The organism is Microbacterium sp. MMO-56 (assembly GCF_037146215.1).
In the GTDB taxonomy this organism is placed as follows: Bacteria; Actinomycetota; Actinomycetes; order Actinomycetales; family Microbacteriaceae; genus Microbacterium.
Genome location: NZ_JBBCVW010000002.1, coordinates 66265 through 92633, shown reverse-complemented (window position 1 = coordinate 92633; position 26369 = coordinate 66265). Strand labels below are relative to the sequence as shown.

Here is a 26369-nt window from a genome sequence, read left to right as displayed (position 1 = left end):
CGCATGAGCCGCGCAGGATCACCCGCAGAAGCATCCGACCTCATCGACATCGACGAGCTGATCGCCGCCTACTACGATCGCAAGCCGGATGCCTCGGTGCCCGAGCAGCGGGTCGCGTTCGGCACGAGCGGCCACCGCGGGTCGTCGCTCAGCACGAGCTTCAACGAGGACCACATCCTCGCCACGACCCAGGCGATCGTCGACTACCGCGCCGCGCAGGGCATCACGGGCCCCCTCTTCCTCGGCCGCGACACCCACGGCCTGTCCCGTCCGGCCGAGCGCACCGCCGTCGAGGTCCTCGTCGCGAACGGGGTCGACGTCCGCATCGACGCGCGCGACTCATGGGTGCCGACGCCGGCCCTGAGCCACGCGATCCTCACCTACAACCGCGGCCGCGCGCTGGACGACCCGGCGCGCGCCGACGGCATCGTCGTCACCCCGTCGCACAACCCGCCGCGCGACGGCGGCTTCAAGTACAACCCGCCGCACGGCGGCCCGGCCGACACGGATGCCACGGGCTGGATCGCCGATCGCGCGAACGCCCTCATCGCCGCGGGGCTCGACGGCGTCCGGCGGACCCCGTTCAAAGACATCGACGGCGACACGCTCGGCACGTACGACTTCCGCGAGGGCTACGTCGCCGATCTCGAAAACATCATCGACGTCGCGGCGATCGCGAAGGCGGGCGTCCGCATCGGCGCCGACCCGCTCGGCGGGGCATCCGTCGAGTACTGGGCTCTGATCGGCGAGCGCTACGGCCTCGACCTCACGGTCGTGAACCCCGAAGTCGACCCGACCTGGCGCTTCATGACGCTCGACTGGGACGAGAAGATCCGTATGGACCCGTCGTCGCCCTCCGCGATGGCCTCGCTCGTCGCGCGCCGCCACGAATACGACATCCTCACCGGCAACGACGCGGACGCCGACCGGCACGGCATCGTGACCCCCGACGCGGGGCTGATGAATCCGAACCACTACCTCGCGGTCGCGATCGACTACTTGTACGCGAACCGCCCGCAGTGGCCCTCGGACGCCGCGGTGGGCAAGACCCTCGTGTCGTCGATGATCATCGACCGCGTCGCGGAGGCGCTCGGCCGACGCCTGCTGGAGGTCCCGGTCGGGTTCAAGTGGTTCGTGCCGGGTCTGCTGGACGGCTCCGTCGCCTTCGGCGGCGAGGAATCGGCGGGTGCGTCCTTCCTCCGCTTCGACGGCACCGTGTGGACGACCGACAAGGACGGCATCCTCCTGTGCCTGCTCGCCGCCGAGATCCTCGCGGTGACGGGCAAGACCCCGACACAGCGCTACGCGGAGCTCGAGGCGCAGTTCGGGGCGTCGGCGTACCAGCGGGTCGATGCTCCGGCGACGCCGGCGCAGAAGGCGGCGCTGTCCAAGCTCGCGCCCGAGGCGGTCTCGGCCACCGAGCTCGCGGGCGAGCCGATCACTGCGAAACTGTCGCACGCTCCGGGCAATGGTGCGGCGATCGGCGGCCTCAAGGTGCAGACCGAGCACGCGTGGTTCGCCGCGCGCCCCTCGGGCACCGAGGACGTCTACAAGCTGTACGCCGAGTCCCTGCGGGGCGAGGAGCACCTGCGCGAGGTCCAGGCCGAGGCGCGCGCGGTCGTGTCGGCGGCCCTCGGCGACGCCTGACCTCCCTCGGCGCGTCCCGCCCCGCCGCAGCGGGCGGACCATCGGCACGGAGGGCCCGCGTGCACAACTCCGGAGAAAGGTGACCGGAGGGCGGCTATCCGGGCTGATCCGGGCCGTCGGAGCCGGTATCTCCGGAGTTGCGGACGCGCGGCCGGGCGAGACGGCGCTATCCCCACGGGCGAGCCCCGCCGCAGCCGGCGGACCATCGGCACGGAGGGCCCGCGTGCACAACTCCGGAGAAAGGTGACCGGGGGGCGGCTATCCGGGCTGACCGGGCCGTCGGAGCCGGTTTCTCCGGAGTTGCGAACGCGCGGCCGGGCGAGACGGGGCGAGCCCCGCGGGCGAGCCCCGCCGCAGCGGGCGGACCATCGGCACGGAGGGCCCGCGTGCACAACTCCGGAGAAAGGTGACCGGGGGCGGCTATCCGGGCCGATCCGGGCCGTCGGAGCCGGATCCTCCGGAGTTGCGAACGCGCAGCCGGGCGAGACGGCGCTATCCCCGCGGGCGAGCCCCGCCGCAGCGGGCGGACCATCGGCACGGAGGGCCGGCGTGCACAACTCCGGAGAAAGGTGACCGGGGGCGGCTATCCGGGCTGATCCGGGCCGTCGGAGCCGGTTTCTCCGGAGTTGTGGACGCGCAGGCCGCGCGAGACGGGGCGAGCCCGGCGGGGCGAAACCCCGCCGGTGACCTGGGGGCCCAGGCGCTCCGTGGCTCCGGGGGCTCCCGGAGCTAGGCGGGGCTCCGGGGGCTCCGGATCTGAGGGCGGGCGTCAGGGACGGGCGGAGCCCGCGGCCCCACGGGCGGCGAGCTCGGCCCCGGCCCGGCGCAGCCAGCGGAGCGGGTCGGCGAGAGCCGCGGCGCTGCCACCGGCCAGGTCGCTCAGCGACAGGCACGCGGCGAACGGCGATGTGTCGGCGTCGGGGGCGATCCGTCCGGCGACGAGGGCGACCGGGACGCCGGCCCGCGCGGCGAAGTCCGCGACGTGCGCGGGAGCCTTGCCGGCGGCGGATTGCCCGTCGTAGGCGCCCTCCCCCGTGACGACGAGGTCGGCGGTCGCGATCGCCTCGGCGAGGCCGATCAGACGCGCGACCTCCGCGGCTCCCGGGACGAGTCGGGCGCCCCACGCCCGCAGGGCGAAGCCCGTGCCGCCGGCGGCGCCCGACCCCGCCTCCGCCGGGTCGATGCCGGCCCCATCCTCTGCGCCGCCCGAACGGCCCGCGCGGTCGCGCAGCCCCGCGGAGAGCAGCGCGGCGAGGCGCGCGAGCGCGGCATCGACGGAGGGCACGTCCCCCGGGGCGAACCCCTTCTGCGGTCCGAACACCGCGGCCGCGCCCCGCGGACCGAGGAGCGGATTCGCGACGTCGGTGAGGACGTCGATCCCGTCGGGCGGCGGGAGTCGGAGCCCGGACAGGTCGACCGAGGCGAGATCCGCGAGCCCCCGTGCGCCGGGGGCGATCGGGTCGCCGCCGGCCGTGCGGAAGCGCGCGCCGAGCGCGGCGAGCATGCCGGTCCCGCCGTCGGTGGACGCGCTCGAGCCGATGCCGAGGATGAGACGCCGCACGCCGTGATCGAGGGCCGCCGCGATGGCCTGTCCGAACCCGCGGGTGTCGGCGTCCCAGGGACGCAGGGCGCCGCCGAGCAGCTCGATCCCGCTCGTCGCGGCGAGTTCCACCACGCCCGTGCCGTCCGGCAGCAGCAGCCAGTCCGCGCCGTGGTCGCGCCCATCGGGGCCGGCGACGACCACGGGCATCCGGCGCGCGCCGGGGACCGCGACCGCGAAGGCGTCCCGCGTGCCTTCGCCGCCGTCCGCCATCGGCCGCAGCACGAGCCCGTCGCGGTCGCGGACGGTCCGCCAGCCCTCCGCCACGGCGCGCGAGGCCGCCGCCGCCGCGATGCTCCCCTTCAAGCTGTCGAGGGCGATGACGACACGGAACGGCATGGTCGCGATCGTACGCGCGATCGTTGACACCTCCGCGCGGCGAGAGCTATGTTTGCGTCAACATCGATTCGCCCCCGGGACCCCTCAGGCAGAGAAGCATGACCGAATCGCACCCGGCCGCGCGCACGCGCGTGTGGCACGATCGCCCGTTCCGTTCCCTGATCGGCCTGCACTCGCCCTACCGTGGCCGTGTCCTGGCCGCGCTGTGCGTGTTCCCCCTCAAGGACTCCCCGCAGTGGCTCATGCCGGTCATCACGGCGCAGGTCATCGACATCGTCGTCGCCGGCGGGCCCGCCCATGCCCTCCTCCTCTGGTCGGCGATCGCCGTCGTCGCGCTCGCGCAGAACTACCCGACCCACGTGCTCTACACGAGGCTGTATCTGGGCGCCGTGCGCCACATCGGCGCGGACCTGCGCAACGCCCTCACCGCACGCCTCCAGGTGCTCTCCATCGGCTTCCACGCCCGCGTCTCGTCGTCCCTCGTGCAGATGAAGGTCGTGCGCGACGTGGAGAACATCGAACTGATGCTGCAGCAGGTCACGCACGCGATCCTCGCCCAGACGATGGTGATCACGGGGGCGATCGTCATGACGGCAATCACGATGCCGTACTTCCTGCCCGTCTACGCCCTGACGATCCCCCTCGCCGTCCTCATGCGCCTGCTGCTCGCGCGCCGTTCGCGTCGGCGGAACGAGGAGTTCCGCCGCGATGTCGAGCACTTCGCGAGCCGCGTCGGCGAGATGGCGAGCCTGATCCCGGTGACCCGCGCGCACGGGCTGGAGCGGACGGCGCAGGAGCGCGTCGCCGAGGGCGCGGAGGGCGTGCGCTCGTCCGGCTACGAGCTCGACATGCTGAACGGGCGGTTCCAGTCGCTGTCGTGGGTGGTCCTCCAGCTGCTGAGCGTCGGATGCCTGATCGCGGCGGCCTGGGCCTCGATCTCGCATCTCGCCGACATCTCCGCCGGCCAGGTGGTGCAGCTCTCGGCGTACTTCGGTCTGATCACCGGCGGCGTCACCCAGGTGCTGATGCTGATCCCCGTCGCGACCAAGGGCATGGAGTCGATGCGCTCCATCGCCGAAGTCCTCACCGAGCCCGACCTCGAGGACAACGCGGGCAAGTCGGTCGTGTCGGCGGTGCAGGGGCACCTGCGCTTCGAGCACGTCGACTTCCGCTTCCCGGACGCCGACGAGCCGGCCATCCGCGACCTGGACCTCGACATCCCGACCGGGCAGACGGTCGCGTTCGTCGGGCATTCCGGATCGGGCAAGTCGACCATCCTGAACCTCGCCCTCGGCTTCCTTCGTCCCACGGCGGGCCGCATCCTGATCGACGGCGTCGATGCCGCGTCGCTCGACCTGCGCACGGTGCGGAAGATGGTCTCCGTCGTCCCGCAGGAATCCGTGCTGTTCGAGGGATCCATCCGGGACAACGTCGCCTACGGTCTCGGCGACGTCTCGGACGCCCGCGTCCGCGCCGCGCTGCAGGGGGCGAACGCGACGGAGTTCGTCGACCTGCTCCCCGAGGGCTGGGACACGATCGTGGGCGAGCGCGGGGCGCGCCTGTCGGGCGGGCAGCGGCAGCGGCTCGCGATCGCCCGTGCCCTGGTGCGCGACCCGCGGATCCTCCTGCTCGACGAGGCGACCTCCGCGCTCGACCCCGAGTCGGAGTCGCTCGTGCGCCAGGCGCTGGACCGCCTGATGGAGGGGCGCACGACGCTCGTGGTCGCGCACCGCCTGTCGACGATCCAGGGCGCCGACCGGATCGTCGTCATGGAGCACGGACGCATCGTGGAGATCGGCACGCACGCGGAGCTGGTCGACGTCGACGGCGTCTACGCGCGGATGCAGCGCATCCAGCGCCCGAGCTGAGCCGTCGCCGCTACAGCGCGACCGGGATCTGCGGCGTGGGCAGGCCCACGTCGCCCAGGAACCGCTCGAAGGCGAGGGTGGCGACGCCGATCGCGACCGAGTTGCCGCGCACCGTGGAGATCACCAGCTCGAGTCCGGCCACGGACCCCCGGGGGGCCCGGTCCATGAGGGCCTGCATCGTCCCGGGCAGGAGCAGGTCGCCCAGCGTCCACGCCGTCCATCCCGTCAGCATGAGCTGTTCGGGGTTGAGGATCGCGGCGATGTCGGCCAGGGCGGATCCGAGGTAGCGGGCGGTGCGATCGATCGTCTCGACGACGGCCGCGTCCGGGTCCGCCGCCCTCGCCGCGGCGGCGACCGCCTCGATGAACTCGCGCTGGTGCCGGGCGGTGAGCGGGTGCTCGGGGTCGACCTCGCGCAGCGTCTCGAGGATGCCGGGCGCTCCGACATAGGCCTCGACGCAGCCGCGACGCCCGCACCGGCACATCCGCCCGTCGAGGGAGAGCAGGGAGTGGCCCCACTCGCCCGCGCTGTCGGTCGCCCCGCGCAGGATGCGCCCGCCGATGACGACGCCGGCCCCGACGCCCGTGCCGAGGTTCGCGATGACCATGTTCTCGCTGGTGCGTCCCTGACCGAACCAGAGCTCGGCCGTCGCGATCGCCTTCAACGGGTTCTCCAGGACGATCGGCGCGCCCATCCGGTCGCGCAGCCGCTGGATGAGCTCGACGTTCCGCCACGCCCACGAGGGCACGACCCCGGCCATGCCGGTGCCGTCGTGGACGAGCCCGGGAAGGGCGACCCCCACTCCCAGCAGCGACCGGCGGTCGATGCCGATCGTCTCGACCGCGGCGTCGACGGCGCGCACGACGCCCGCCGCGATGTGCTCGACGGAGGCGAAGGACTCGTCGAGCGACACCTCGGCCGAGCCGAGCTCGTCCAGCGCCGCGTCGAACACCACCGCGCGCACGTACGTCTCCGCCACGTCGATGCCCACGATGTGACCGCGGGCTCCGTTGATCCGCAGCACTGTGGTCGGGCGTCCCGTCCCGCCGGCTTCCAGTCCCGCCTCGGCGAGGAGGTTCTCGGCGAGCAGCTCGGTGACGAGCGTTCCCACCGTCGCCGCGCTCAGGCCGGTCATCCGGGCCAGCTCGTTGCGGGTCGACGTCTCGACGGACAGCATCGCGTGCAGCAGGTCGAGGCGCGACTCGCTGCGGATGTCCCGCGACGTGCGCTTGCGCGCGCCCGTCGCCCCGGTCGTCCCCGCCGGCCCGGCCACACCGGGGCCCGTCCCGCCGGCATCGGGATCCGGCGGGACGGCCCCGGCGACACCGGGACGCGACCTGACCCGTGCAGGGAAGACCCGCTCCGCCTCGGTCATCTACTGACCACCCAATCCGGTCTCGGCGACACCGCGGACGAGCCACTTCTGCAGGAGGATGAACACGACCAGCACCGGGAGCGCCGCCAGGAGCCCCGCGGCGAACAGTCCCGTGAAGTCGAAGGTCTGCGCCGTCAGGAACGACGACAGGTAGACCTGCACCGTGAACGATCCGGCGCCGCTGCCGGCGACCACCAGGGGCCAGAGGAACGCGTTCCACGCGCCGACGAACCCGAGCACCGTGAGCGCCGAGGCGAAGGCCAGGGAGTTCGGCACGACGATCCGCAGGAACGTGCCGACGTAGCCGAGGCCGTCCAGCTTGCCCGCCTCCTCGAGCTCCTTCGGGAACGAGAGGAAGAACTGACGGAACAGGAAGACGTTGAACGCCAGGAACAGGGTCGGGATGACGAGCCCCTCGAGGGTGTTGAGCCATCCGAGCGAGGACACGATCAGGAAGTTGGGCAGGAAGGTGGTCGCCGCCGGGATCAGCAGCATCACCATGGTGAGCGCCAGCAGCGGCCCGGCGGCCCGGTTCGGGATGCGCGCGAGCGCGTATCCCGCGAGCGCGCCGATCACGATCTGACCCACCGTCATCGCGATGGCCATGATCGTGGACGTCAGCATCGCCTGGGAGAAGTCCGGATCGGCCAGGACATCGCCGAACTTCGTCCAGTCCGGATCGGCCGGCCACCAGACGAACGTCTTGGACGCCACGTCCATCGGGGAGGAGATCGCCGTCTTGACCATGATGTAGAGCGGGAGCAGGAAGAGGACGGCGAGGACGCTGAGCACGAGGTACCGCAGTGCGAGCTCGACGCCGTCGCGCGCCTTGGATGCCGAAACCGCCATGTCAGGCCGCCTTCCGCCGACGCCGTGGTGTGTCCTCGGCCGCGTTGAAGCCCAGGAATCTATTCTGCAGCAGCGCCACGACGATCATGATCGCGGTGAGGATGAGGGCGCCGGCGGCGCCCTTGCCGTAGTCGAGCTGCGCGAAGGACACGTTGTAGATGTACAGCAGCGGCGGGCGTGCCGCCGAGATCTTGGGCACGAGGTTGTAGAACTCGTCGAACGCCTGGAACGCGGCGATCGTGAGCAGCAGCACGACGGCGGCCACCGTGGGACGCAGCTGCGGCCAGGTGATCATCCAGAACCGCCGGGGGCCGCGGGACAGCCCGTCGATCGCCGCCGCCTCGTAGAGGACCTGCGGGATGCGCTGCAGCCCCGCGAGGAACAGGAGCATGTAGAACCCGACCTGCAGCCACAGCCGCATGCTGACGATCGCGACCCAGTACAGGGGCGACTGGGTGAGCCACGTGCTCACCGGGTCGATGCCCAGAGCGCCCAGCACGCTGTTGGCGACACCGGACGCCTGCCCGTTGAAGATGCCGAGCTTCCAGATGAGGGCGGCGACGACGTAGGAGAACGCCGTGGGCAGGAAGAAGACCGAGCGGAAGAACGCACGCGCGAAGGGCAGGTTGTTCACCAGCATCGCCAGGACGAGGGCGAACACGAGCGAGGTGGGGACGATGAAGATCGCGAAGACGGCGAACGTGCCCAGCGACTGCAGGAAGCCGGGATCGGTGATCAGCGCGACGTAGTTGTCGATGCCGCTGAACGTGGTGGGCGTCAGGGTCGAGCGCGCGTCGAAGAAGCTGAGGTAGACGCTCCAGACGATGGCGACGAGGCCGAAGACGGTGATGCCGAGGAAGAACGGTGAGACGAACATCCAGAAGGCGACGCGCGCCCCCTTGATGGGGCGACGCGGCGGCAGGCCCGACGGCGTGCGCCGCCCGGGGCGGCGGCCCAGGCCATCGACCTGGACCACCGCCTCAGTGGTGAGACCGCTCATGGTCACTTGTTGAGCGCGTCGAGGAGACCCTGCGCGGTCGACTGGGCCGTGGCGAGCTCGCTCTTGGCGTCCGCGCCGTCGAGGATGACGTGGGATGCCGCGTCGGTCAGAGCCGTCGCCATGGCCGGGGTCCAGAACGGTCCCGCGCTGTAGCCGTACTTCGTGGTCAGATCCACGATCTCCTTGGGCAGGCCCGTCTGCAGCTTGTCGGTCGAGGCGGCCGTCGCGCTGATCGGCGGGATGTGGAACCCGAAGCCGACGCTAAACTTCTGCTGCCACGCCGTGTCGTCGATCCACTGGGCCTTGACCACGGCCTTGGCGGCGTCGACGTCGGAGGACGAGGCCGCGACCTGCATGTTCCACTGGCTCACGGCGACCGCTCCGGTGCCCTTGCTGCCGATGGCGGGCATCGCGAACACGCCCACGTCGTCGCCGAGCGCCTCCGTGATCTTCGGGACGGCCCACAGACCCTGCCACGTGATCGCGGCGTCACCGGCGATGAAGCTCGTCGGGTCCCACCAGTCGGTGGCGGCGCCCGTGAGCAGGTTCCCGTTCTTGTAGAGGCCCTGCACGTCGGTGAGCGCCTGCGCGAGGCCGTCGCTGTCGAAGGTGATCTTGGTGTTGTCGTCGCTCAGGAGGTTGGTGCCCGCGGCGACCGGGGCCATGGTGCCCACGACACCCGCGCCGCCGTCGTTGCCGATGAACAGGCCCTTGTGGGCGTCGGTGGTCGTCTTCTTGACGTCCTCGACGAACTCGTCCCAGGTCGTCGGCGCCGCCGTGATGCCGGCCTCCGCGAACATGCTCTTGCGGTAGAGGAACACCTGCGCGTCGGTGATCATCGGCACGCCGTAGTACTTGCCGTCGATCGTCACGGGCTTGAGCGAGATCGGGCTCAGCTTGTCGACGATGGGCGAGACGATGTCGGTCAGGTCCGCGTACTTGCCCTGGCGGGCCGACTGCACGTCGATCGCGTTGTTCTCGTACAGGTCGATGCCCTTGCCCGCGAGCAGCAGGGCGGTGATCTTCTGGTTGTAGTCGCCCGTCACCCACTGCACGTCGATGGCGGCGTCCTTGTAGTCCGCGGCCCACTGCTTGACGGCGGCCTCGACGCCGTCTTCTCCGTACTGGTGGTAGAACTGCGTCAGCGCGGGCTTCCCGCCCGATGCGCCGCCCCCGCTCGATCCGGAGCATCCGACCAGCGCCACGAGCGCCGATGCCGCGGCCACGACCGCGACAGCCGCCCGCCCCCGTGTGGAGATTCCGACCATTGTCTTTCCGCCTCTCTGCGGTTCCAGGTGCGACGCTGTGACTGTCGCCGATCACGCGTCGTCGCGTTGATCTGGGAGTTAGCATAACCCTTGTTTAAAGTTCGTCAAGAGGTTTTTTAACGCTACATCCGTCAGTTCGGGTCGATCGTGGCGGTGGACTCCCGCTCGATGATCGCCATCGCGCCGACGACCTCGCGGTAGTCGGCGTCGGCGCGCTCTCCACGGATCCGCGCGACGACCATCGACACGGCCGCGTCGACCATGCCGATGCGGTCGGGGGCCACCGACGTCAGAGAGGGCGTCGTGAACGACGCCAGGGGGACGTCGTCGAACCCCACCACCCCGACATCCACCGGCACCCTCAGCCCGTGGTCGGCCAGAGCGCGGACCGCCCCGATGGCGATGAGGTCGGTGGCGCAGAAGAGACCGTCGACGGCGATCCCCGCCTCGAGCAGGCGTCGGACGCCGTCCCGGCCCCCCTCGAGCGAGAAGTCGCTCTCGACGATGCGCCGCGGATCCGCGTCGACGCCTCGCTCGGCGGCGCCGGCGAGGAATCCGCGGGCTCGTTCGGTCGCCGCGTCGATGTCGGCGGGGCCCGACGACATCCGGCCGCCGATCATCGCCACCGACCGGCGCCCGCTGTCGACGAGGTGCCGCACGGCCAGGGCGCCGCCCGCGACGTTGTCCATGGCGACGCGATCGACCGGCTCCGCATAGGCCCGCTCACCCAGCACCACCACCGGCAGCTCGGAGCGCAGGAGCGCCGCGTCGGCGCCCGCGAGACGCACGGCGTTGATGATGAGCCCGTCGTAGCTGCGCAGTCGCGAATGCGCGAGCGCGCCCAGCTCCCCCGCCCGCGCCGCACCGGTCTGCTCGATGACGACCTCGAACCCGTCCGTCGCGGCACGCTCGATGACCAGCTGGGCGAGGATGCCGAAGTAGGGACGGTCGATCTCGGGCACCGCGAGACAGATCACGCCGGTCCGGCCCTGCCGCAGGCTGCGCGCGGTCGCGTTGACGGCGTAGCCGAGTTCGTCGATCGCCGCCCGCACCCGCTCCCGCGTGGCCGCGCGCACGTGCGGCCTCTCGTTGATGACGTTCGACACCGTCATCACCGACACCCCCGCGCGACGGGCCACATCGTGCATCGTGGCCACGGCCCCTCCTTCGCCTCGTCGCGCGAGCGTATCGCGGAAACGGGGTCAGGCGGCGACGACGAACCGCACCGTCGCGACGCTGTGCGGCGGGAGGACGATGCGCACGCGGGCGCCGTCGACGACGACGCCGTCGAAGGGCACCGGCGCGACGCGGTCGGGGTGGTCGGCGTCGTTGTGCGCCCGCGGCGTATCGGCGGTCAGCAGCCGCGCCTCGCGCACGTCGGTGACGGCGCCGGGAAGCTCGAGGTCGATCTCCACCTCGCGGTCGAGGCCGTAGTTGACGACGCTCGCCGTGAAGACCCCGTCCCGCCGGGAGAGCGTGAGGTCGGTGTGCGGCGGGAGCTCTCCGCTGGTGGGCACGAAGGTCGCGTCCTGATGGTGGACGTACAGATGGAACACGTGATAGGTCGGCGTCTTGATCAGGCGCGGCCCATCGGTCAGCAGCATCGCCTGCAGCACGTTCACCATCTGGGCGATGTTGGTCATGCGCACCCGAGCGGCGTGGCGATGGAACACGTTCAGGTTGAGGGCGGCGACGACGGCGTCGCGCACCGTGTTCTGCTGGTACAGGAACCCGGGGTTCGTGCCCGGCTCGACGTCGTACCAGGTGCCCCATTCGTCGACGAACAGACCGACCCGCCGCGCCGGGTCGTGCCGATCCATGATCTCGCCGTGGCGCGTCAGGAGGGTGTCCATGTAGAGGGTGCGGCGGATCGTCTCGTACCAGTCGCGGTCGCTGAAGTCGACGGCCGCGCCCTTCGCGTCCCACTCCCCGGTGGGGAGCGTGTAGTAGTGCAGGCTCAGGGCGTCCATGTGACCCGCCGCGCGCGCCATGAGCACCTCGGTCCACTCGTAGTCGTCGGCGTTCGCCCCGCACGCGACCTTCGCGACATGGGTGTCGCCGTAGTCGCGCACGTACGTCTGGAACTGGCGGTAGAGGTTGGCATAGTGCAGCGGGAGCATGTTGCCCCCGCATCCCCAGCTCTCGTTGCCGACCCCGAAGAACTGCAGCTTCCACGGCTGCTCCCGGCCGTGGTGCGCCCGGAGCTCCGCCATGGGCGTGTGGGAGTCGAGGGTCATGTACTCGATCCAGTCCTGCATCTCGGCCACGCTGCCGCTGCCGACGTTGCCGTTGACGTACGCCTCGGCGTCGAGCTGGTTCAGCAGCTCGAAGTACTCGTGCGTGCCGAACTCGTTCGGATCGACGACGCCGCCCCAGTGGGTGTTCACCATGGCCTGACGTCCCTCGAGCGGACCGACGCCCTTCAGCCAGTGGTACTCGTCGGCGAAGCATCCTCCCGGCCAGCGTACGACCGGCACGCGGATCTCGCGCAGTGCCTGGATCGCGTCGCTGCGCAAGCCGTTCCGGTTCGGGATGGTCGAATCGCGGCCGACCCAGAGGCCTTCGTAGATGCCGCGGCCGAGGTGCTCGGCGAACTGGCCGTAGATCCGGCGGTCGATGAGGGGCGCGGTCGCGGTGGGACGTGCGGTGATCATGGGAGTGTCCGATCTCGTCGATGGGTCAGCGGCGGATGCCGATGGGTCAGCGGTGGATGCCGGTGAGTCCGGCGAGAAGAGCGAGCGCGTCGTCGGTGCGCGCGAAGAGCGGCAGCCGGTGCAGCGGCGCCTCGACCGAGACCGTGGCACCGCCCGTGTGGACGGCGCCCGTCCAGGCATCCGTCCACGTCGCGCCGGCGGGGAGGTACACCTCGCGGGACGTCGCCCCCGCCTCGACCACGGGCGCGACCAGGATGTCCGGCCCGAAGAGGTAGGCGTCCGCGACCGTCCAGGCGCGCTCGTCGTCGGGGAACTCGTAGAACAGGCCGCGCATGACCGGAGCACCGTGCTCGTGCGCGGCACGCATGAGCTCCCGCGTGTAGGGCCGCAGGGCCTCGCGCAGCCGGATGTAGCCGACGAGCACCTCCTCGATGTCCGGACCGAAGCTCCACACCTCGTTGTCGGCGCCGGTCGCCAGCCGGTGCTCGCCCGCGGAGGTGACGAGCTCGACCTCGGGCACCCGCGCCCCGTGCAGGCGCATCACGGGGCTGAACGCCCCGAACTGGAACCACCGCACGAGCAGTTCGTGGAAGGCGGGGTCGTCCGTCACTCCTCCCGTGAAGCCGCCGATGTCGGTCGTGAACCACGGGATGCCCGCCGTGCCCATGTGGATGCCCGCCGTGATCTGGGCGCGCAGATCCGCGAAGGTCGAGTGGACGTCGCCCGACCAGACCAGCGCCCCGTGGCGCTGGGAGCCCGCCCAGGCGGCCCGCACGAGGGAGACCCCGGGCTCGCGGCCCTTCGCACGCATGCCGTCGGCGACGGTGCGGGTGTACTCCCGCGGGTACAGGTTGCCGACCTTCGCCGTGGGCCCGGCGGCGTAGTAGTACTGCTCGAAGTCGTAGGCGCCGTACTCGGGCTCCGCCTCGTCGAGCCAGTAGACCTCGATGCCGTGGGAGCCGTAATTGCGCTCGAGCGTCTCCCAGAGGAAGGCGCGCGCACGCGGATTCGTCATGTCGATGAAGCGGATGTAGTCGCCCTCGAAGAAGTACTGCACGTCGATCCCGCGCCCCGCCTTGACGAGCATGCTGCCGTCGCGGAGCGCATCGAAGTTGTCCGACTCCTTCGCGACCTGGGGCCAGACCGAGACGACCAGCGTGATCCCCAGCTCCGTCAGCTCGCGCACCATGGCCGTCGGGTCGGGCCAGAACTCGGACTCGAAGCTCCAGTCCCCCATCTTGCGCCAGTGGAAGAAGTCGGCGACGATCACGTCGATCGGGATGTCGCGGCGCCGGTACTCGCGCGCGACCTCGAGGAGCTGCTCCTGATTCCAGTAGCGGAGCTTGCACTGCCAGAACCCGAGGCCGTACTCGGGCATCATCGGCGCTCGACCCGTCGCGCCCGCATACGCGTCGGCGATCTGCGCCGGAGAGCCGGTGGTCACCCAGTAGTCGATCTGGTCGGCGGCCTCCGAGAACCATTCCGTGTAGTTGAGCCCGAAGCTCGCGCGCCCGATCGAGGGGTTGTTCCAGAGGAAGCCGTAGCCCTCGCTCGACACGACGAAGGGCACGGACGACTGCGAGTTGCGGTGGGCGAGCTCCAGCGTCGTGCCCTTGAGGTCGATGAACGGCTGCTGGTACAGCCCCATGCCGGCGAGGTGCTCGCTCGCCGCCGAGTCGAAGCGGACGCGCAGCGACGCGCCACCGAACGGCGACGGCCGGTAGTCGCGCGGCGTCAGCTTCAGGGCCCCGCCGTCACCGATCTCCCGCAGCACGACGGCGCCGTCCGCACGCACGACGCTGAGGCGCAGTCGCGTGGTCAGGTAGCCGATCGACCAGTCGTTGTAGTCGCTCTCCTCGGCGATCACCGTCGTCCCGCCGACGCGGACGCGCGCGGTGCGGTCGGTGACGTCCACCTCCGCGGCACGGCTCACGTCGTCGAGCAGGGCGAACTCGTTGTCGACCACGTCGCCGAGCATGACGGCGCGCACGCGGATGCCGTCGCCCCACCCCTCGATCCGCACGCTCTCGCCGTCACCGCGCCACAGGACGCCGCCGTCCACGATCTCCCAGGTCATCGCCGATCTCCTCGCATCCCGGTGGTGGTCGGGCTTCTCGGGGGCCCGGGAGACCCTGCCGAGAAGGGATGCTCCGTCGCATCCGGGGAAACGGTACAAGAAGTTTTAACGTTACACAACGAATTCCGGAGGGCCGATCCCCGCCGGGTCGTCGACGCTCCGGGGGTGAGGCGACGACGGGTCCCGCCTCAGCGCGCCAGACGCAGACACGCCCACGAGACCGGCGGCAGGGTGAAGGACACGACGCCCTCGCCCTCCGCGAGATCGAGAGGCGTCATCCGCACCCGATCGGGCTCCGTGCGGGAGTTGGTCGCGGTGCGGTCGCCCGCCGGAGGCGCGAGCAGTTCGGCCTCGACCACCCGGCGGAGGTCCCCCGCCACGGAGGCGAGGGCGAGCTCGACGGTCACCGCCTCCGTGAGCGAGCGGTTCGCCACGAAGAGCGCACCGCCGTCGCCGTCCACGGTGGCGACGGCGTCGACGTCGTCGTCCGCGACGTCGACGCGGACGACCGCTCCGCGTGCCCAGTGGGCGATCCGTGCGAACGGCCAGAAGATGGTCTGCCGCCACGCCGGTCCACCCGGCTCGGTCATGATCGGCGCGATCACGTTGGCCAGCTGCGCCTGATTGGCGATCTTGACCCGGTCACTGCGCCGCAGCAGCGTGTGCATGAGGGTTCCGACCACGACCGCGTCGGTGACGGTGTACTCGTCCTCGATCACACGCGGATGCTCGCTCCACGGCGCCGAGAGCATCCGCGCCTGCTCGGCGGGGTCGTTGAACGCATCCTGATCCCAGACGTTCCACTCGTCGAGGGAGAGATGGACCACCTTCTGGTGCCCTCCCTCCGCACGCACCTCGTCGACGATCGCCACGACGTCGCCGATGAACGCGTCAAGTCGATCCGCCGACCGGAGGAAGGTCTCGGCCTCCCCGGGGCGCTCCTGAACGTAGAGGTGGAGCGAGACGTAGTCGACATCGGCGTAGGTGTGCCTCAGGACCGTCCGCTCCCACTCCCCGAAGGTGGGCATGTCAGGGCCGGACGAGCCCGCGACGACGAGCTCGATGTCGCGATCGACCCCCCGCATCCCCTTCGCCGTCTCGTGGGCGAGGCGGCCGTACTCCTCCGCCGTCTTCGCACCGAGCTGCCACGGCCCGTCCATCTCGTTGCCGAGACACCACAGCCGGATGCCGAAGGGCTCGTCGGCGCCGTTCTCGCGCCGCCACTCGCTCAGCTGGGTGTCGCCGGGATGGTTGGCGTACTCGACCAGGCGCATCGCGTCGGCGATCCCGCGCGTGCCGAGGTTCACCGCCTCCATGACCTCGACTCCGGCCTTGGCCGCCCACGAGGCGAACTCGTGGAGGCCGAACGTGTTCGGGTCGATCTCGTGCCATGCGGTGTCCAGCCGTCGCGGCCGCGCAGCACGGGGACCCACCCCGTCCTCCCACCGATAGCCGGAGACGAAGTTGCCGCCCGGGTAGCGCACCACGGTGACCCCGAGCTCGCGGACGAGCTCCAGGACGTCGCCGCGGAACCCCTCCTCGTCGGCGGTCGGGTGGTCGGGCTCGAAGACGCCGGTGTACACGCACCGGCCCATGTGCTCGACGAACGAGCCGAACAGCCGTCGCGGCACATCGGCGACCGTGGCCTCCTCGTCGATGCGGAGCCGTGCGGTGCGGGGTCCGGTCATGGTGTTCCTTCTGGGGGACGTGCCGTGCTCTCACGCACGACGAGGCGGGTGGGGATGACGGTGGGCGCGGGGACGGCGCGTCGGTCGATGCGATCGAGCAGCATGGCGACCGCCGCCCTGCCCACGGCGTCGAAGTCCTGATGGACGGTCGTCAGCGGAGGCCAGAACTCCGACACGTCCGGCGCGTCGTCGAACCCCACGACGCTGACCTGCCGCGGCACGGCCACGCCGTGCTCGTGGAGGGCGCGGAGCATCCCGAGCGCCATCTGGTCGTTGGCGGCGAAGACGGCCGTCACCTCGGGCCGGCCGCGCAGAGAGACGCCGGCCCGGTAGCCGGAGGCCGCCGTCCAGTCGCCGCGCACGACCTCCGGGACCGCGCATCCCGCCCGAGCCAGCGTCTCGCGCCACGATCGCTCGCGACGCTCGGCGGAGTAGGAGGAGACGGGGCCCGACACGTGCCAGACGGTCTCGTGTCCGAGCGCCAGCAGGTGCTCGGTCGCCTGACGTGCGCCGAGCCCCTGGTCGGTGTCCACGAACGGGAGGCCGCTGCGGTCCGCGGCGTCGACGACGACGACCGGGAGATCCGCCCAGGTCGGCATCTCCTCGACGTCCAGGAAGTGCTCCTCCAGGAGCACGACGATGCCGTCCACGGACTGCTCCGCGATGCGGCCGAACGCGGCACTGACCGCCTCGCGGGTGCGGCGTTCGGCGAGCACGAGGGTCACCGCGAGCCCCGCGCGGTCCGCCGCGAGGACGAGCGCCTCCCACGTGCGCAGGTTGCCGAAGGAGCCGAGGGCGAACATCACGACGCCGATGGTCGCGTGCCGCCCCGACCGCAGCGCCACCGCGGAACGGTTGCGGCGGTAGCCGACCTCGCGCATGACGGCGAGCACGCGGTCGCGCGTGGCCGGATCCACGTTGTCGTGGCCGTTCGCGACGCGTGACACCGTCTGGGCGGACACCCCCGCGCGCGCCGCCACCTCGGCCTGCGACGGCCCGCGGTGGGGCACGCCGCCGCGTCGTCCGAGAGGCTCCATCGTCGCTCCGTCCGCATCGATCTCGTACGATCGTCGCGCAGGATGCGTCGATCGGTATATCGTATGATTGCGCAAACATAGCGGGTGCGCCAGACCCACGCCGATGAGGGCGTGGCGAGCGAGGAACGGAGCACCGACGTTGGCGGCATTCTCGATCGGCGACACCGACTTCCTCCTGGACGGACAGCCGCACCGGATCATCTCCGGAGCGCTGCACTACTTCCGCATCCATCCCGACCACTGGGCGGACCGCATCCGCAAGGCGCGCCTGCTCGGCCTCAACACGATCGAGACCTACGTGGCGTGGAACGCGCACGAGCCCGTCCGCGGCTCGTGGGATGCGACGGGCGCCGTCGACCTCGGGCGCTTCCTCGACCTCGTGGCCGCCGAGGGGCTGCACGCGATCGTCCGGCCGGGCCCGTACATCTGCGCCGAATGGCACAACGGCGGCCTGCCGGTATGGCTCACCAGCACCCCCGGGATCGGCCTGCGCCGCAGCGAGCCGCAGTATCTCGAGGCGGTCACCGAGTACCTGCGCCGCGTCTACGAGATCGTCGCACCCCGGCAGATCGACCGCGGCGGGAACGTCGTGCTCGTCCAGATCGAGAACGAGTACGGCGCCTACGGCTCCGACCGCGACTACCTGCGCACCCTCACCGAGCTGACCCGCGCGTGCGGGATCACCGTGCCGCTGACGACCGTCGACCAGCCGGAGCCGGAGATGCTCGAGGCGGGAAGCCTTCCCGAGCTGCACCGCACCGGCTCGTTCGGATCGCGCGCCGCCGAGCGCCTCACGACCCTGCGCGCCCACCAGAGCACGGGGCCGCTCATGTGCTCGGAGTTCTGGGACGGCTGGTTCGACTGGTGGGGCGGGGTGCACCACACGACCGACGCCGCGGCGTCCGCCGCCGAGCTCGACACGCTGCTGGCGGCCGGGGCGTCCGTCAACATCTACATGCTCCACGGCGGTACGAACTTCGGCACCACGAACGGGGCGAACGACAAGGGCCGCTACGCGCCGATCGTCACCTCGTACGACTACGACGCCCCGCTCGACGAGTCCGGCGCCCCGACCGCGAAGTTCCACGCCTTCCGCGAGGTCATCGGCCGCTACGTCGACCTCCCGGACGAGACCGTCGCCGAGGCGTCGGATGCCCCGGCGTTCGACGTCCCGCTCGAGGTCACCGGCGACTGGGTCCCGGCGCACGACCCCGCGGGCCCGTCCTCCTCCGCTCCCCCGTCCTTTGAGTCGCTCGGGCAGCTCGGACCGCTCGTGCGGTACGACGCGCCCCTGCCGCCGGCGGCCTTCGACGGCGGCGAGCACGCGGTCCTGGCTTTCGACGAGGTGCGCGACCTCGCCTGGATCGAGGTCGACGGCATCCGCGTCGGACGACTCTCCCGCGCCCTCCACGAGCGCGCCCTGACGATCCCGCGCGGGTCGCGGCTGACCGTGCTCGTCGAGGACCAGGGCCGGGTCAACTACGACCATCGGCTCGGCGAGGAGAAGGGGCTGATCGGAGAGGCGCGTGTCGGCGGTCGTCCCCTGACCGAGTGGACCGCGTCGCCGGTCGACGTCGAGGCCGTCGCGGCTCGGCAGGGCATGACGGCGTCACCCGCCGGCGCCGCGGGTCGGACGGCTCTGCGCGGCACGTTCGTGCTCGACGAGGCCGTCGATCTGCATCTGGACACGATCCACTGGGGCAAGGGTTTCGTCTTCGTCAACGGGTTCTTCCTCGGGCGCTACTGGGTCAACGGCCCCCAGCGCACTCTCTACGTGCCCGCACCGGTGACCCGCCCAGGCGTCAACGAGATCGTGGTGCTCGAGCTGGAGCAGGTGACGGAGCCGACGGCGCCGTTCGTGGCGGCACCGGCGCTCGGCCACCGTGCGGAGTGACCGGACGAATCGGGCAGGATGGATGACATGAGTTGGCTTGTCACAGGCGGAGCGGGATACATCGGAGCGCACGTGGTGCGCGCACTCCAGGCGTCCGGCATCGCGCCGGTCGTGGTCGACGACCTCTCCAGCGGTCACGCGTCGTTCGTCCCCGACGGGGTTCCGTTCGTCGAGGGCACGATCCTGGACCGGGACCTCCTCGTCGACACCATGCGCACACACGGGGTGACCGGGGTCATCCACGTCGCCGGCTTCAAGTACGCCGGCGTCTCGGTGCAGCGGCCCCTGCACACGTACGAGCAGAACGTCGACGGCACGCGGATCGTCCTGGCCGCGATGGCGGATGCCGGGGTGCACAACATCGTCTTCTCCTCGTCCGCCGCCGTGTACGGCACGCCCGACGTGCCGCTGGTCACCGAGGACCTCCCCAAGCGGCCCGCCTCGCCCTACGGGGAGTCGAAGCTCATCGGCGAGTGGCTGCTGCGCGACCAGGGCGTCGCGACGGCGTCCGACGCCCATCCGCTGCGTCACACCTCCCTGCGCTACTTCAACGTCGTCGGCTCGGCGGACCCGAGCGTCTACGACACGAGCCCGCACAATCTCTTCCCGATCGTCTTCGAGAAGCTCATCGCGGGCGAGACCCCGCAGATCAACGGCGACGACTACGACACCCCGGACGGCACGAACGTCCGCGACTACGTCCACGTGGGCGACATCGCCGCGGCCCACGTCGTCGCGGCGCAGCGCCTCGAGTCCGGCGCCCCGATCGAGGCCGCCTACAACCTGGGTTCGCAGAACGGCCTGAGCGTGCGGGAGATCATGGATGCCGTCGCACGCGTGACCGGCGTCGACTTCACGCCGCGGGTCGGCCCGCGCCGGCCCGGTGACCCCGACCGGATCGTGGCCACGGGCGAGCTCGCGGCGCGCGACCTGGAGTGGGCGAACCGGTACACGGTCGACGAGATGGTCCGCACCGGCTGGGAGGCCCGGCGCGCCGCGGTCTGACGCCGCGCGCGGCCTCGAGTCGGATGGCGCGCTCAGGCGCTCGCGCGCACCACGAGCGTGGGCGTCAGGACGAGCGCCTCCGGCGCGTCCCCGCCGATCCGCGCGACGAGCGCGTCCACGGCGGCGGCGCCGAGCGCATCGAAGTCCTGCCGCACGGTCGTCAGGGGCGGACGGTAGTCCGCCGCGTCGGCGACGTCGTCGAAGCCGACGACCGCCACGTCCTCGGGGACGCGCCGCCCCCGCTCCGACAGGGCGCGCAGCGCGCCGAGCGCCATCTGGTCGTTCGCGACGAACAGGGCGCGCGCATCCGCGGGGAGCGCGGCAGCCGCCACGTGCCCGGACGCCGCCGACCAGTCGCCGCGCAGGACGGGCGGGGGCGGCACGGCCCCGGCCGCCTCGCGCCAGCCGCGCTCGCGCTCGGCGGCCGCGAACGACCCCTCGGGCCCGGCGAGGTGCCAGACGCGCCCGCGCCCGAGAGCCGCCAGGTGGGCGGTGGCGGCCCGAGCGCCGGCGGCATGGTCGGTCTGGACGATGCCGTAGCGCGCATCGATCGGCGAGTCGACCACGACGAGGGCGAGATCGGCCGGGGCCGGGACGGCGCGTGCCGCCGCCGTCGCCTCGTTGAGGACGATCGCGCCGTCGACACCCTGGTCGTGGAGCCGGGCGAACGCGTCGGCGACGGCGTCCTCGCCGCGGGCGGTGACGACGGTGAGGGCGTAGCCGCGGACGGATGCCGCGTCGGCCACCGCCTGCAGCATGCGGGAGTTGCCGACCGTCGCCAGGGTCGACACCAGCAGGCCGATCGTGTCGGTGCGGCCGGTGCGCAGGGCTCGCGCGGCGCGATGCATCCGGTATCCGAGGCTCGCCATCGCCGCCTCGACCGCGGCACGTGTGGCGGGGTCGACCCGGGGGCTTCCGTTCACGACCCGTGAGACGGTCTGCCCCGAGACGCCGGCGGCGGCCGCGACGTCGGCCATCGACACCCTCCGTCGTTCCCCGCCCGCCACGATCGCCTCCCGTCCTGCGGCCACGACTCCGGTGCCCCGCTCCGCCACCTTCTCGCATGTTGACGATAACACGGTGACCCGTTAGCGTGGTGTCGTGAACATCGAGGAGTTGCGCACGCTTCCGGGGATCGAGCTCGGCGCGGGCGTCGTCAAGCGGTCCACCCGACTCTCCGACGGTCGAGAGCTGATCTACTTCGACGACCCCGGCACGAGCCTCGGGCCCGACCGCGCCGTCGACACCCGTGTGCTCGATCCGCGCCCGACGACCGCGACGATGCGGCAGGACGTGCTGACCGGCGACTGGATCTCGATCGCCGCCGCCCGCCAGAACCGTGCGTTCCTGCCCCCGGCCGAACTCGATCCGCTCGCCCCGCAGACCCCGACGAACCCGTCCGAGATCCCCTCGACCTACGACGTCGCGGTGTTCGAGAACCGCTCCCCGTCGTTCGGTCCCGCCCTCGCGGACGGGGCGGACGGTGCTGCGGTGGACGCGCCGCGCGGGCTGGACGACCTCGACCATCTCGGGCTCGGCCGCACCCGGACGAGCGTCGGGCGCTGCGAGGTCGTGTGCTTCTCGCCCGCCCGCTCCGGATCCTTCGGCACCCAGACGGTGACGCGGGCGCGCACCGTCATCGAGGCGTGGGCCGACCGCACGGCCGCGCTCTCGGCGCTCCCGGGCGTCGAGCAGGTCTTCCCCTTCGAGAACCGCGGGGAGGAGATCGGCGTCACCCTCCAGCATCCGCACGGGCAGATCTACGCGTATCCCTACATCACCCCGCGCACCCAGCGCCTGCGGGAGGGGATCGATCGCACCGCGCCCGATCTCTTCGCCCGGATCCTCGCGTTCGAGCAGGAGGGCCCGCGCGTCGTCCTGCGCGGCGAGCACTGGACCGCCTTCGTCCCCTTCGCTGCGCGCTGGCCGATCGAACTGCACGTGCTGCCGCACCGGCACGTGCCCGACCTCGCGGCGCTGACCGCGGAGGAGCGCGACGAACTCGCCCCCTTCTACCTACGTCTGCTGCGCGGAGTGGACGCCCTCTACGACACCCCCACGCCCTACATCGCGGCCTGGCATCAGGCCCCGGTCCGCGTCGGGCGCGACACCGTGCGGCTGAACCTCCAGCTGACCAGCCCCCGCCGGGCGGCGGACAAGCTCAAGTACCTCGCCGGATCGGAGGCCGCGATGGGCGCGTGGATCGGCGACGTCCCGCCCGAGACGGCAGCCGGGATGCTGCGCGACGCCGTGGCGGGGGTGACCCTGTGAGCGCCGGGCGGACCGCGCCGACCGCGGGCACCTGGTCGGCGCCCGGTCGCGTCAACCTCATCGGGGAGCACACCGACTACAACGACGGGTTCGTCTTCCCGTTCGCGATCGCTCAGCGCACGACGGTGCATCTCACGACCCGGGCCGACGGCCGCGTGCGGGTGTCGTCGCGGTTCGCCGAGGGCGCGGTGGAGGCTCGGCTGAGCGACCTCGACGACCTGTTCCCGCATCGCCGCGACGAGGTCGCGGAGTGGGCCCGCTACCCCCTCGGCGTCGCCTGGGCGCTCCTGCGGGAGACCGGCACCGATCCGGCGTCCGTTCCGGGCGTCGACCTCGTGTTCACCTCCGACGTCCCCGTCGGGGCCGGCCTATCCTCGTCCGCGGCGATCGAGGGCGCGACCGCCGCGGCGCTGAACGACGTCTGGGCGCTGGGACTCGATCGCGTGGCGCTGGCGCGCGCGGGACGGCGGGCCGAGAACGACGCCGTGGGCGCGCCCACCGGGATCATGGACCAGATGGCGTCGATGCTGGGGCGCGCCGATGCCGGCACGTTCCTCGACTGCCGCTCGCTCGAGGCGCAGGTGGTGGACCTCGGGTTCGACGCCGCCGGGCTTGAGGTGCTCGTCATCGACACACGGGTCACGCACGCCCACTCCACGGGCGGCTACGGCGAGCGCCGGGCGTCCTGCGAGCGCGGCGCGGCACTCATGGGCGTCGCGGCGCTGCGCGATCTCACGGTGGACGACCTCCCGGAGGCTCGCCGGAGGATGGACGACGTCACCTTCCGGCGTGTGCGCCACATCGTGACCGAGGACCAGCGCGTGCTCGACACCGTCGCAACCCTGCGTGCGGAGGGCCCCCGGGCCATCGGCCCGCTGCTGGATGCGTCGCACGCCTCGATGCGCGACGACTTCGAGATCTCCGTGCCGGAGCTCGACCTCGCCGTCGAGACGGCGCGGAGCACGGGCGCGATCGGTGCCCGGATGACCGGAGGCGGGTTCGGCGGAGCGGCGATCGCACTCGTCGCCCGCGAACGCGTGCCGGACGTGGCGGCCGCGGTCGTCGCCGCCTTCGCCGCCGCCGGCTTCGCCCCGCCGCACGTCTTCACCGTCCGGCCCTCGGAGGGCGCCCGACGCGACGCGTGAGCGGGTCGCGCGTGGGTCAGCGCAGAGTGTCGCCGTCGACCAGGATGAGTCGCAGGAACTCGCGCAGATCCGTCGGCATCTCCGTCGACGCCTCCTCCGCGGTCGCCGCCTCGGGGTCGGCGTCTCCCGAGACGGACGGCGCCGTCCGGTAGAGGAACTGGATCTGGAGGCCGTCCATGATCGCCACCAGGGTGCGCGCCGCCCAGGCCGGCTCGATACCCGACCGGAGCCTCCCCTCGTCCCGCAGATGCAGGAACATGCCGGTGAGCGACGCCGTGACCCGTCGATAGCGGGCGTCGAAGTAGGCGTGCGCGGGATGCCCGGGGTCCGTCGCCTCGGCCGCCAGCGTCGCGAACAGGTCGATGAGGGCGCGGCGCTCGGCGTTCCGTCGCACGAGGTGGAGGATCGCCGTGACGCGGTCGTCTCCCCCGGCGAGATCCTCCTCGACGACCTCGTCGTCGATCTCGTCGCGGTACTGCAGCACCGCCGTCAGGAGCTCCTCCTTGGACGGGAAGTGATGCTTGAGGCCGGTGTGGGTGGCACCGATCTCGGCCGCGACCTCGCGCATCGAGGTCGCCCGATATCCGTTCTGGGAGAAGAGACGCACGGCCGCGTCGACGGCGCGGGCACGCGTCTCGACACCGTTCCGGTAGGGCCCGCGCCTCGCATCCGACATCCGCTCAAGTATCGCCCCGAATCCCCCCGCGCATCGCGACGAATCTCCACTTGCGCGAATACATTCCATGTGGAATAAATTGAGTACATCCACGGAGGTTCCCGATGACGCACCTGCCCCGATCCCCGATCGCCGACGACACCGAGGTCCCGGCGACCGCGGTCTACCGCGACGCCGACGCGCCGGTCGACGAGCGCGTCGCCGACCTCCTCGCGCGCATGACGCTCGAGGAGAAGGCGGGGCAGCTCTTCCAGACCATGGTCGAGATCGGGGACGGCGGGACGATCGTCGAGGAATCCGCACGCTCCGGCCGCCCGGGCACGAGCGAGCTCGTCGTCGAGCGCGGCCTCACCCATCTCAATGCCCTCGGCGCGCCTGAGACCGCGCGGCAGTTCGCGCTCTGGCACAACCGCCTGCAGGACCTCGCCCGGAGCACGCGCCTGGGCATCCCCGTGACCGTGTCGACCGACCCGCGGCACTCGTTCAGCGACAACATCGGCGCGGGGCTGCCGGCGGGACCCTTCTCGCAGTGGCCCGAGACGTTGGGACTCGCCGCGATCGGCGACGCCGCACTCGTCGAGGAGTTCGCCGACACCGTGCGCCGCGAGTACCTCGCCGTCGGTCTGCGCACCGCCCTGCATCCGCAGGTCGACCTTCTGACCGAACCGCGCTGGGCGCGCGGAGCGGGCACGTTCGGCGAGGATGCGGCGCTCACCTCTCGGCTCGGCGCCGCATACGTCCACGGCCTGCAGGGCACGGGCCGGATCGCGGCGAGCACCGCCGACGGCGCGGGCTTCGGCGTGCGCAGCGTCTCCGCCATGACCAAGCACTTCCCCGGCGGCGGCCCGCAGAAGGACGGCGAAGACCCGCACTTCGCCTACGGTCGGGAGCAGGTGTACCCGGGCGACCGGTTCGACCTCCACCTCCGGCCGTTCCGCGACCTCATCGCCGCCGGCACTCGACAGATGATGCCGTACTACGGGATGCCGATCGGGCTCGTGCTGGACGGCGAACCCGTCGAGGAGGTCGGATTCGGCTTCAACCGGCAGATCCTCACCGGTCTCCTGCGGGAGAGGCTCGGCTTCACGGGGGTGATCTGCACCGATTGGGGACTCATCACCGACGCCGAGGCCTTCGGCGCCCCCTTCCCGGCGCGCGCCTGGGGCGTCGAGCATCTGACCCCGGTCGAGCGCGTGGCGAAGGTCCTCGATGCGGGCGCCGACCAGTTCGGCGGCGAGGCGTGCCCGGAGCATGTCGTGGAGCTCGTGCGCTCCGGCCGGATCGGCGAGGCGCGCATCGACCTGTCCGTCGGACGGCTGCTGCGCGAGAAGTTCCTGCTCGGCCTGTTCGACGAGGGCCGCTACGTCGATCCCGACGACGCCGCGCGCACGGTCGGCACCGCGCAGAGCCGGGCGGCGGGGCTGCGCGCGCAGTCGCGCGCGCTCACGGTGCTGACCGCCCCGGATGCGGGAGCGGCCGCCCTCCCGCTCGCCCCCGGCACGCGCGTGCACCTGGCGGGCGCGCACACCGGCGCGCGCGGCCCGCTCGTCGTCGCCGCCGAGGGCGAGCCCGCCGACGTCACCGTGCTGCGCCTCTCCGCCCCGTACGAGGAGCGCGGCCCGGGCTTCGACGCGCTGTTCCACGCCGGCTCGCTGGACTTCGCCCCCGAGACGATCGACCGCGTCCGCGAGGTCGCCTCGCGCGGCCCCGTGATCGTCGTCGTCCACCTCGACCGCCCCGCCGTCCTCGCCCCGATCGTCGAGGCGGCCAACGCGGTACTCGTCGACTTCGGCGCCTCCGACGACGCCGTCCTGGCGGCGCTGGCGGGCACCGTTCCGCCCGAGGGTCGCCTGCCGTTCGACCTGCCCCGATCGATGGCCGCCGTCGAGGCCTCCCGCGAGGACGTGCCGTTCGACACGGCGGACCCGCTGTTCCGCTTCGGCCACGGCCTCGCCGCCGGCCGCTGAGTCCTTCCG

General features: G+C 71.8%; 19 protein-coding genes. 7 read left to right on the top strand and 12 right to left on the bottom strand.

Annotated features, from left to right (window positions below):
* The first annotated feature begins 3 nt into the window (after positions 1-3).
* Entirely contained in the window at positions 4-1647 is a 1644-nt protein-coding gene (pgm, locus tag WFI00_RS02120) for a phosphoglucomutase (alpha-D-glucose-1,6-bisphosphate-dependent) (protein ID WP_336630913.1), read from the top strand.
* Between the two features lie 769 nt (positions 1648-2416).
* Here pgm and WFI00_RS02115 read toward each other — a convergent pair.
* Positions 2417-3586, bottom strand: coding sequence for a glycerate kinase (locus tag WFI00_RS02115; RefSeq protein ID WP_336630912.1), 1170 nt, complete (start codon positions 3584-3586; stop codon positions 2417-2419).
* A gap of 98 nt (positions 3587-3684) precedes the next feature.
* Here WFI00_RS02115 and WFI00_RS02110 point away from each other — a divergent pair, with 98 nt between their 5' ends.
* The gene (locus WFI00_RS02110; protein ID WP_336630911.1) at positions 3685-5454 is read left to right on the top strand and encodes an ABC transporter ATP-binding protein; all 1770 of its coding nucleotides are present in this window, start codon (positions 3685-3687) and stop codon (positions 5452-5454) included.
* A gap of 10 nt (positions 5455-5464) precedes the next feature.
* Here the strand turns inward: WFI00_RS02110 and WFI00_RS02105 are convergent, their stop codons facing one another.
* From WFI00_RS02105 to WFI00_RS02065, 9 genes are all read right to left on the bottom strand, one after another.
* On the bottom strand, positions 5465-6829 hold the full coding sequence (locus WFI00_RS02105; protein ID WP_336630910.1) for an ROK family protein: 1365 nt from the start codon (positions 6827-6829) through the stop codon (positions 5465-5467).
* Positions 6830-7678 (bottom strand): carbohydrate ABC transporter permease, encoded by an 849-nt coding sequence (locus tag WFI00_RS02100; protein ID WP_336630909.1) that lies wholly within the window; start codon positions 7676-7678, stop codon positions 6830-6832. It lies immediately after the preceding gene.
* A gap of 1 nt (position 7679) precedes the next feature.
* Complete coding sequence (locus tag WFI00_RS02095; protein WP_336630908.1) at positions 7680-8678, bottom strand: carbohydrate ABC transporter permease; 999 nt, start codon at positions 8676-8678, stop codon at positions 7680-7682.
* Positions 8679-8680: 2 nt separating this feature from the next.
* On the bottom strand, positions 8681-9946 hold the full coding sequence (locus WFI00_RS02090; protein ID WP_336630907.1) for an ABC transporter substrate-binding protein: 1266 nt from the start codon (positions 9944-9946) through the stop codon (positions 8681-8683).
* A gap of 131 nt (positions 9947-10077) precedes the next feature.
* Positions 10078-11094 carry a LacI family DNA-binding transcriptional regulator gene (locus tag WFI00_RS02085; protein WP_336631142.1) on the bottom strand — a complete coding sequence of 339 codons (1017 nt, stop codon included), beginning with the start codon at positions 11092-11094 and terminating at the stop codon, positions 10078-10080.
* Between the two features lie 54 nt (positions 11095-11148).
* Positions 11149-12600: an alpha-N-arabinofuranosidase gene (locus WFI00_RS02080; RefSeq protein WP_336630906.1), complete on the bottom strand. Its 1452-nt coding sequence runs from the start codon at positions 12598-12600 to the stop codon at positions 11149-11151.
* Between the two features lie 46 nt (positions 12601-12646).
* A complete protein-coding gene (locus WFI00_RS02075) occupies positions 12647-14677 on the bottom strand; it encodes a glycoside hydrolase family 31 protein (RefSeq protein WP_336630905.1) in 2031 nt (676 codons plus the stop codon).
* Between the two features lie 188 nt (positions 14678-14865).
* Complete coding sequence (gene arfA / locus WFI00_RS02070) at positions 14866-16365, bottom strand: arabinosylfuranosidase ArfA (RefSeq protein WP_336630904.1); 1500 nt, start codon at positions 16363-16365, stop codon at positions 14866-14868.
* Positions 16362-17402 carry a LacI family DNA-binding transcriptional regulator gene (locus tag WFI00_RS02065; protein ID WP_336630903.1) on the bottom strand — a complete coding sequence of 347 codons (1041 nt, stop codon included), beginning with the start codon at positions 17400-17402 and terminating at the stop codon, positions 16362-16364. Before WFI00_RS02065 ends, arfA begins: the two co-directional genes overlap by 4 nt.
* Positions 17403-17541: 139 nt before the next feature.
* On the opposite strand from WFI00_RS02065, the gene WFI00_RS02060 reads away from it, so the two are divergent.
* On the top strand, positions 17542-19296 hold the full coding sequence (locus tag WFI00_RS02060) for a glycoside hydrolase family 35 protein (protein WP_336630902.1): 1755 nt from the start codon (positions 17542-17544) through the stop codon (positions 19294-19296).
* A gap of 27 nt (positions 19297-19323) precedes the next feature.
* Entirely contained in the window at positions 19324-20301 is a 978-nt protein-coding gene (galE, locus tag WFI00_RS02055; RefSeq protein WP_336630901.1) for a UDP-glucose 4-epimerase GalE, read from the top strand.
* Positions 20302-20333: 32 nt separating this feature from the next.
* On the opposite strand, the gene WFI00_RS02050 is transcribed toward galE, so the two are convergent.
* Entirely contained in the window at positions 20334-21278 is a 945-nt protein-coding gene (locus WFI00_RS02050) for a LacI family DNA-binding transcriptional regulator (protein WP_336630900.1), read from the bottom strand.
* 124 nt (positions 21279-21402) lie between these two features.
* On the opposite strand from WFI00_RS02050, the gene galT reads away from it, so the two are divergent.
* Positions 21403-22572, top strand: coding sequence for a galactose-1-phosphate uridylyltransferase (galT, locus tag WFI00_RS02045; protein WP_336630899.1), 1170 nt, complete (start codon positions 21403-21405; stop codon positions 22570-22572).
* Complete coding sequence (gene galK / locus WFI00_RS02040; protein ID WP_336630898.1) at positions 22569-23717, top strand: galactokinase; 1149 nt, start codon at positions 22569-22571, stop codon at positions 23715-23717. Before galT ends, galK begins: the two co-directional genes overlap by 4 nt.
* Before the next feature lie 16 nt (positions 23718-23733).
* Here the strand turns inward: galK and WFI00_RS02035 are convergent, their stop codons facing one another.
* A complete protein-coding gene (locus tag WFI00_RS02035; RefSeq protein WP_336630897.1) occupies positions 23734-24393 on the bottom strand; it encodes a TetR/AcrR family transcriptional regulator in 660 nt (219 codons plus the stop codon).
* A 104-nt stretch (positions 24394-24497) separates the two neighbouring features.
* On the opposite strand from WFI00_RS02035, the gene WFI00_RS02030 reads away from it, so the two are divergent.
* Complete coding sequence (locus WFI00_RS02030; protein WP_336630896.1) at positions 24498-26360, top strand: glycoside hydrolase family 3 protein; 1863 nt, start codon at positions 24498-24500, stop codon at positions 26358-26360.
* Positions 26361-26369: the final 9 nt, after the last annotated feature.

Coding starts and splice junctions, on each gene's coding strand:
- arfA (WP_336630904.1), bottom strand. CDS start 16,365: ATGACCGGACCCCGCACCGCACGGCTCCGCATCGACGAGGAGGCCACG.
- WFI00_RS02090 (WP_336630907.1), bottom strand. CDS start 9,946: ATGGTCGGAATCTCCACACGGGGGCGGGCGGCTGTCGCGGTCGTGGCC.
- WFI00_RS02075 (WP_336630905.1), bottom strand. CDS start 14,677: ATGACCTGGGAGATCGTGGACGGCGGCGTCCTGTGGCGCGGTGACGGC.
- WFI00_RS02100 (WP_336630909.1), bottom strand. CDS start 7,678: ATGGCGGTTTCGGCATCCAAGGCGCGCGACGGCGTCGAGCTCGCACTG.
- pgm (WP_336630913.1), top strand. CDS start 4: ATGAGCCGCGCAGGATCACCCGCAGAAGCATCCGACCTCATCGACATC.
- galE (WP_336630901.1), top strand. CDS start 19,324: ATGAGTTGGCTTGTCACAGGCGGAGCGGGATACATCGGAGCGCACGTG.
- WFI00_RS02095 (WP_336630908.1), bottom strand. CDS start 8,678: ATGAGCGGTCTCACCACTGAGGCGGTGGTCCAGGTCGATGGCCTGGGC.
- WFI00_RS02050 (WP_336630900.1), bottom strand. CDS start 21,278: ATGGCCGACGTCGCGGCCGCCGCCGGCGTCTCGGGGCAGACCGTCTCA.
- WFI00_RS02110 (WP_336630911.1), top strand. CDS start 3,685: ATGACCGAATCGCACCCGGCCGCGCGCACGCGCGTGTGGCACGATCGC.
- WFI00_RS02080 (WP_336630906.1), bottom strand. CDS start 12,600: ATGATCACCGCACGTCCCACCGCGACCGCGCCCCTCATCGACCGCCGG.
- WFI00_RS02105 (WP_336630910.1), bottom strand. CDS start 6,829: ATGACCGAGGCGGAGCGGGTCTTCCCTGCACGGGTCAGGTCGCGTCCC.
- WFI00_RS02115 (WP_336630912.1), bottom strand. CDS start 3,586: ATGCCGTTCCGTGTCGTCATCGCCCTCGACAGCTTGAAGGGGAGCATC.
- WFI00_RS02035 (WP_336630897.1), bottom strand. CDS start 24,393: ATGTCGGATGCGAGGCGCGGGCCCTACCGGAACGGTGTCGAGACGCGT.
- WFI00_RS02085 (WP_336631142.1), bottom strand. CDS start 11,094: ATGCACGATGTGGCCCGTCGCGCGGGGGTGTCGGTGATGACGGTGTCG.
- WFI00_RS02030 (WP_336630896.1), top strand. CDS start 24,498: ATGACGCACCTGCCCCGATCCCCGATCGCCGACGACACCGAGGTCCCG.
- WFI00_RS02065 (WP_336630903.1), bottom strand. CDS start 17,402: ATGGAGCCTCTCGGACGACGCGGCGGCGTGCCCCACCGCGGGCCGTCG.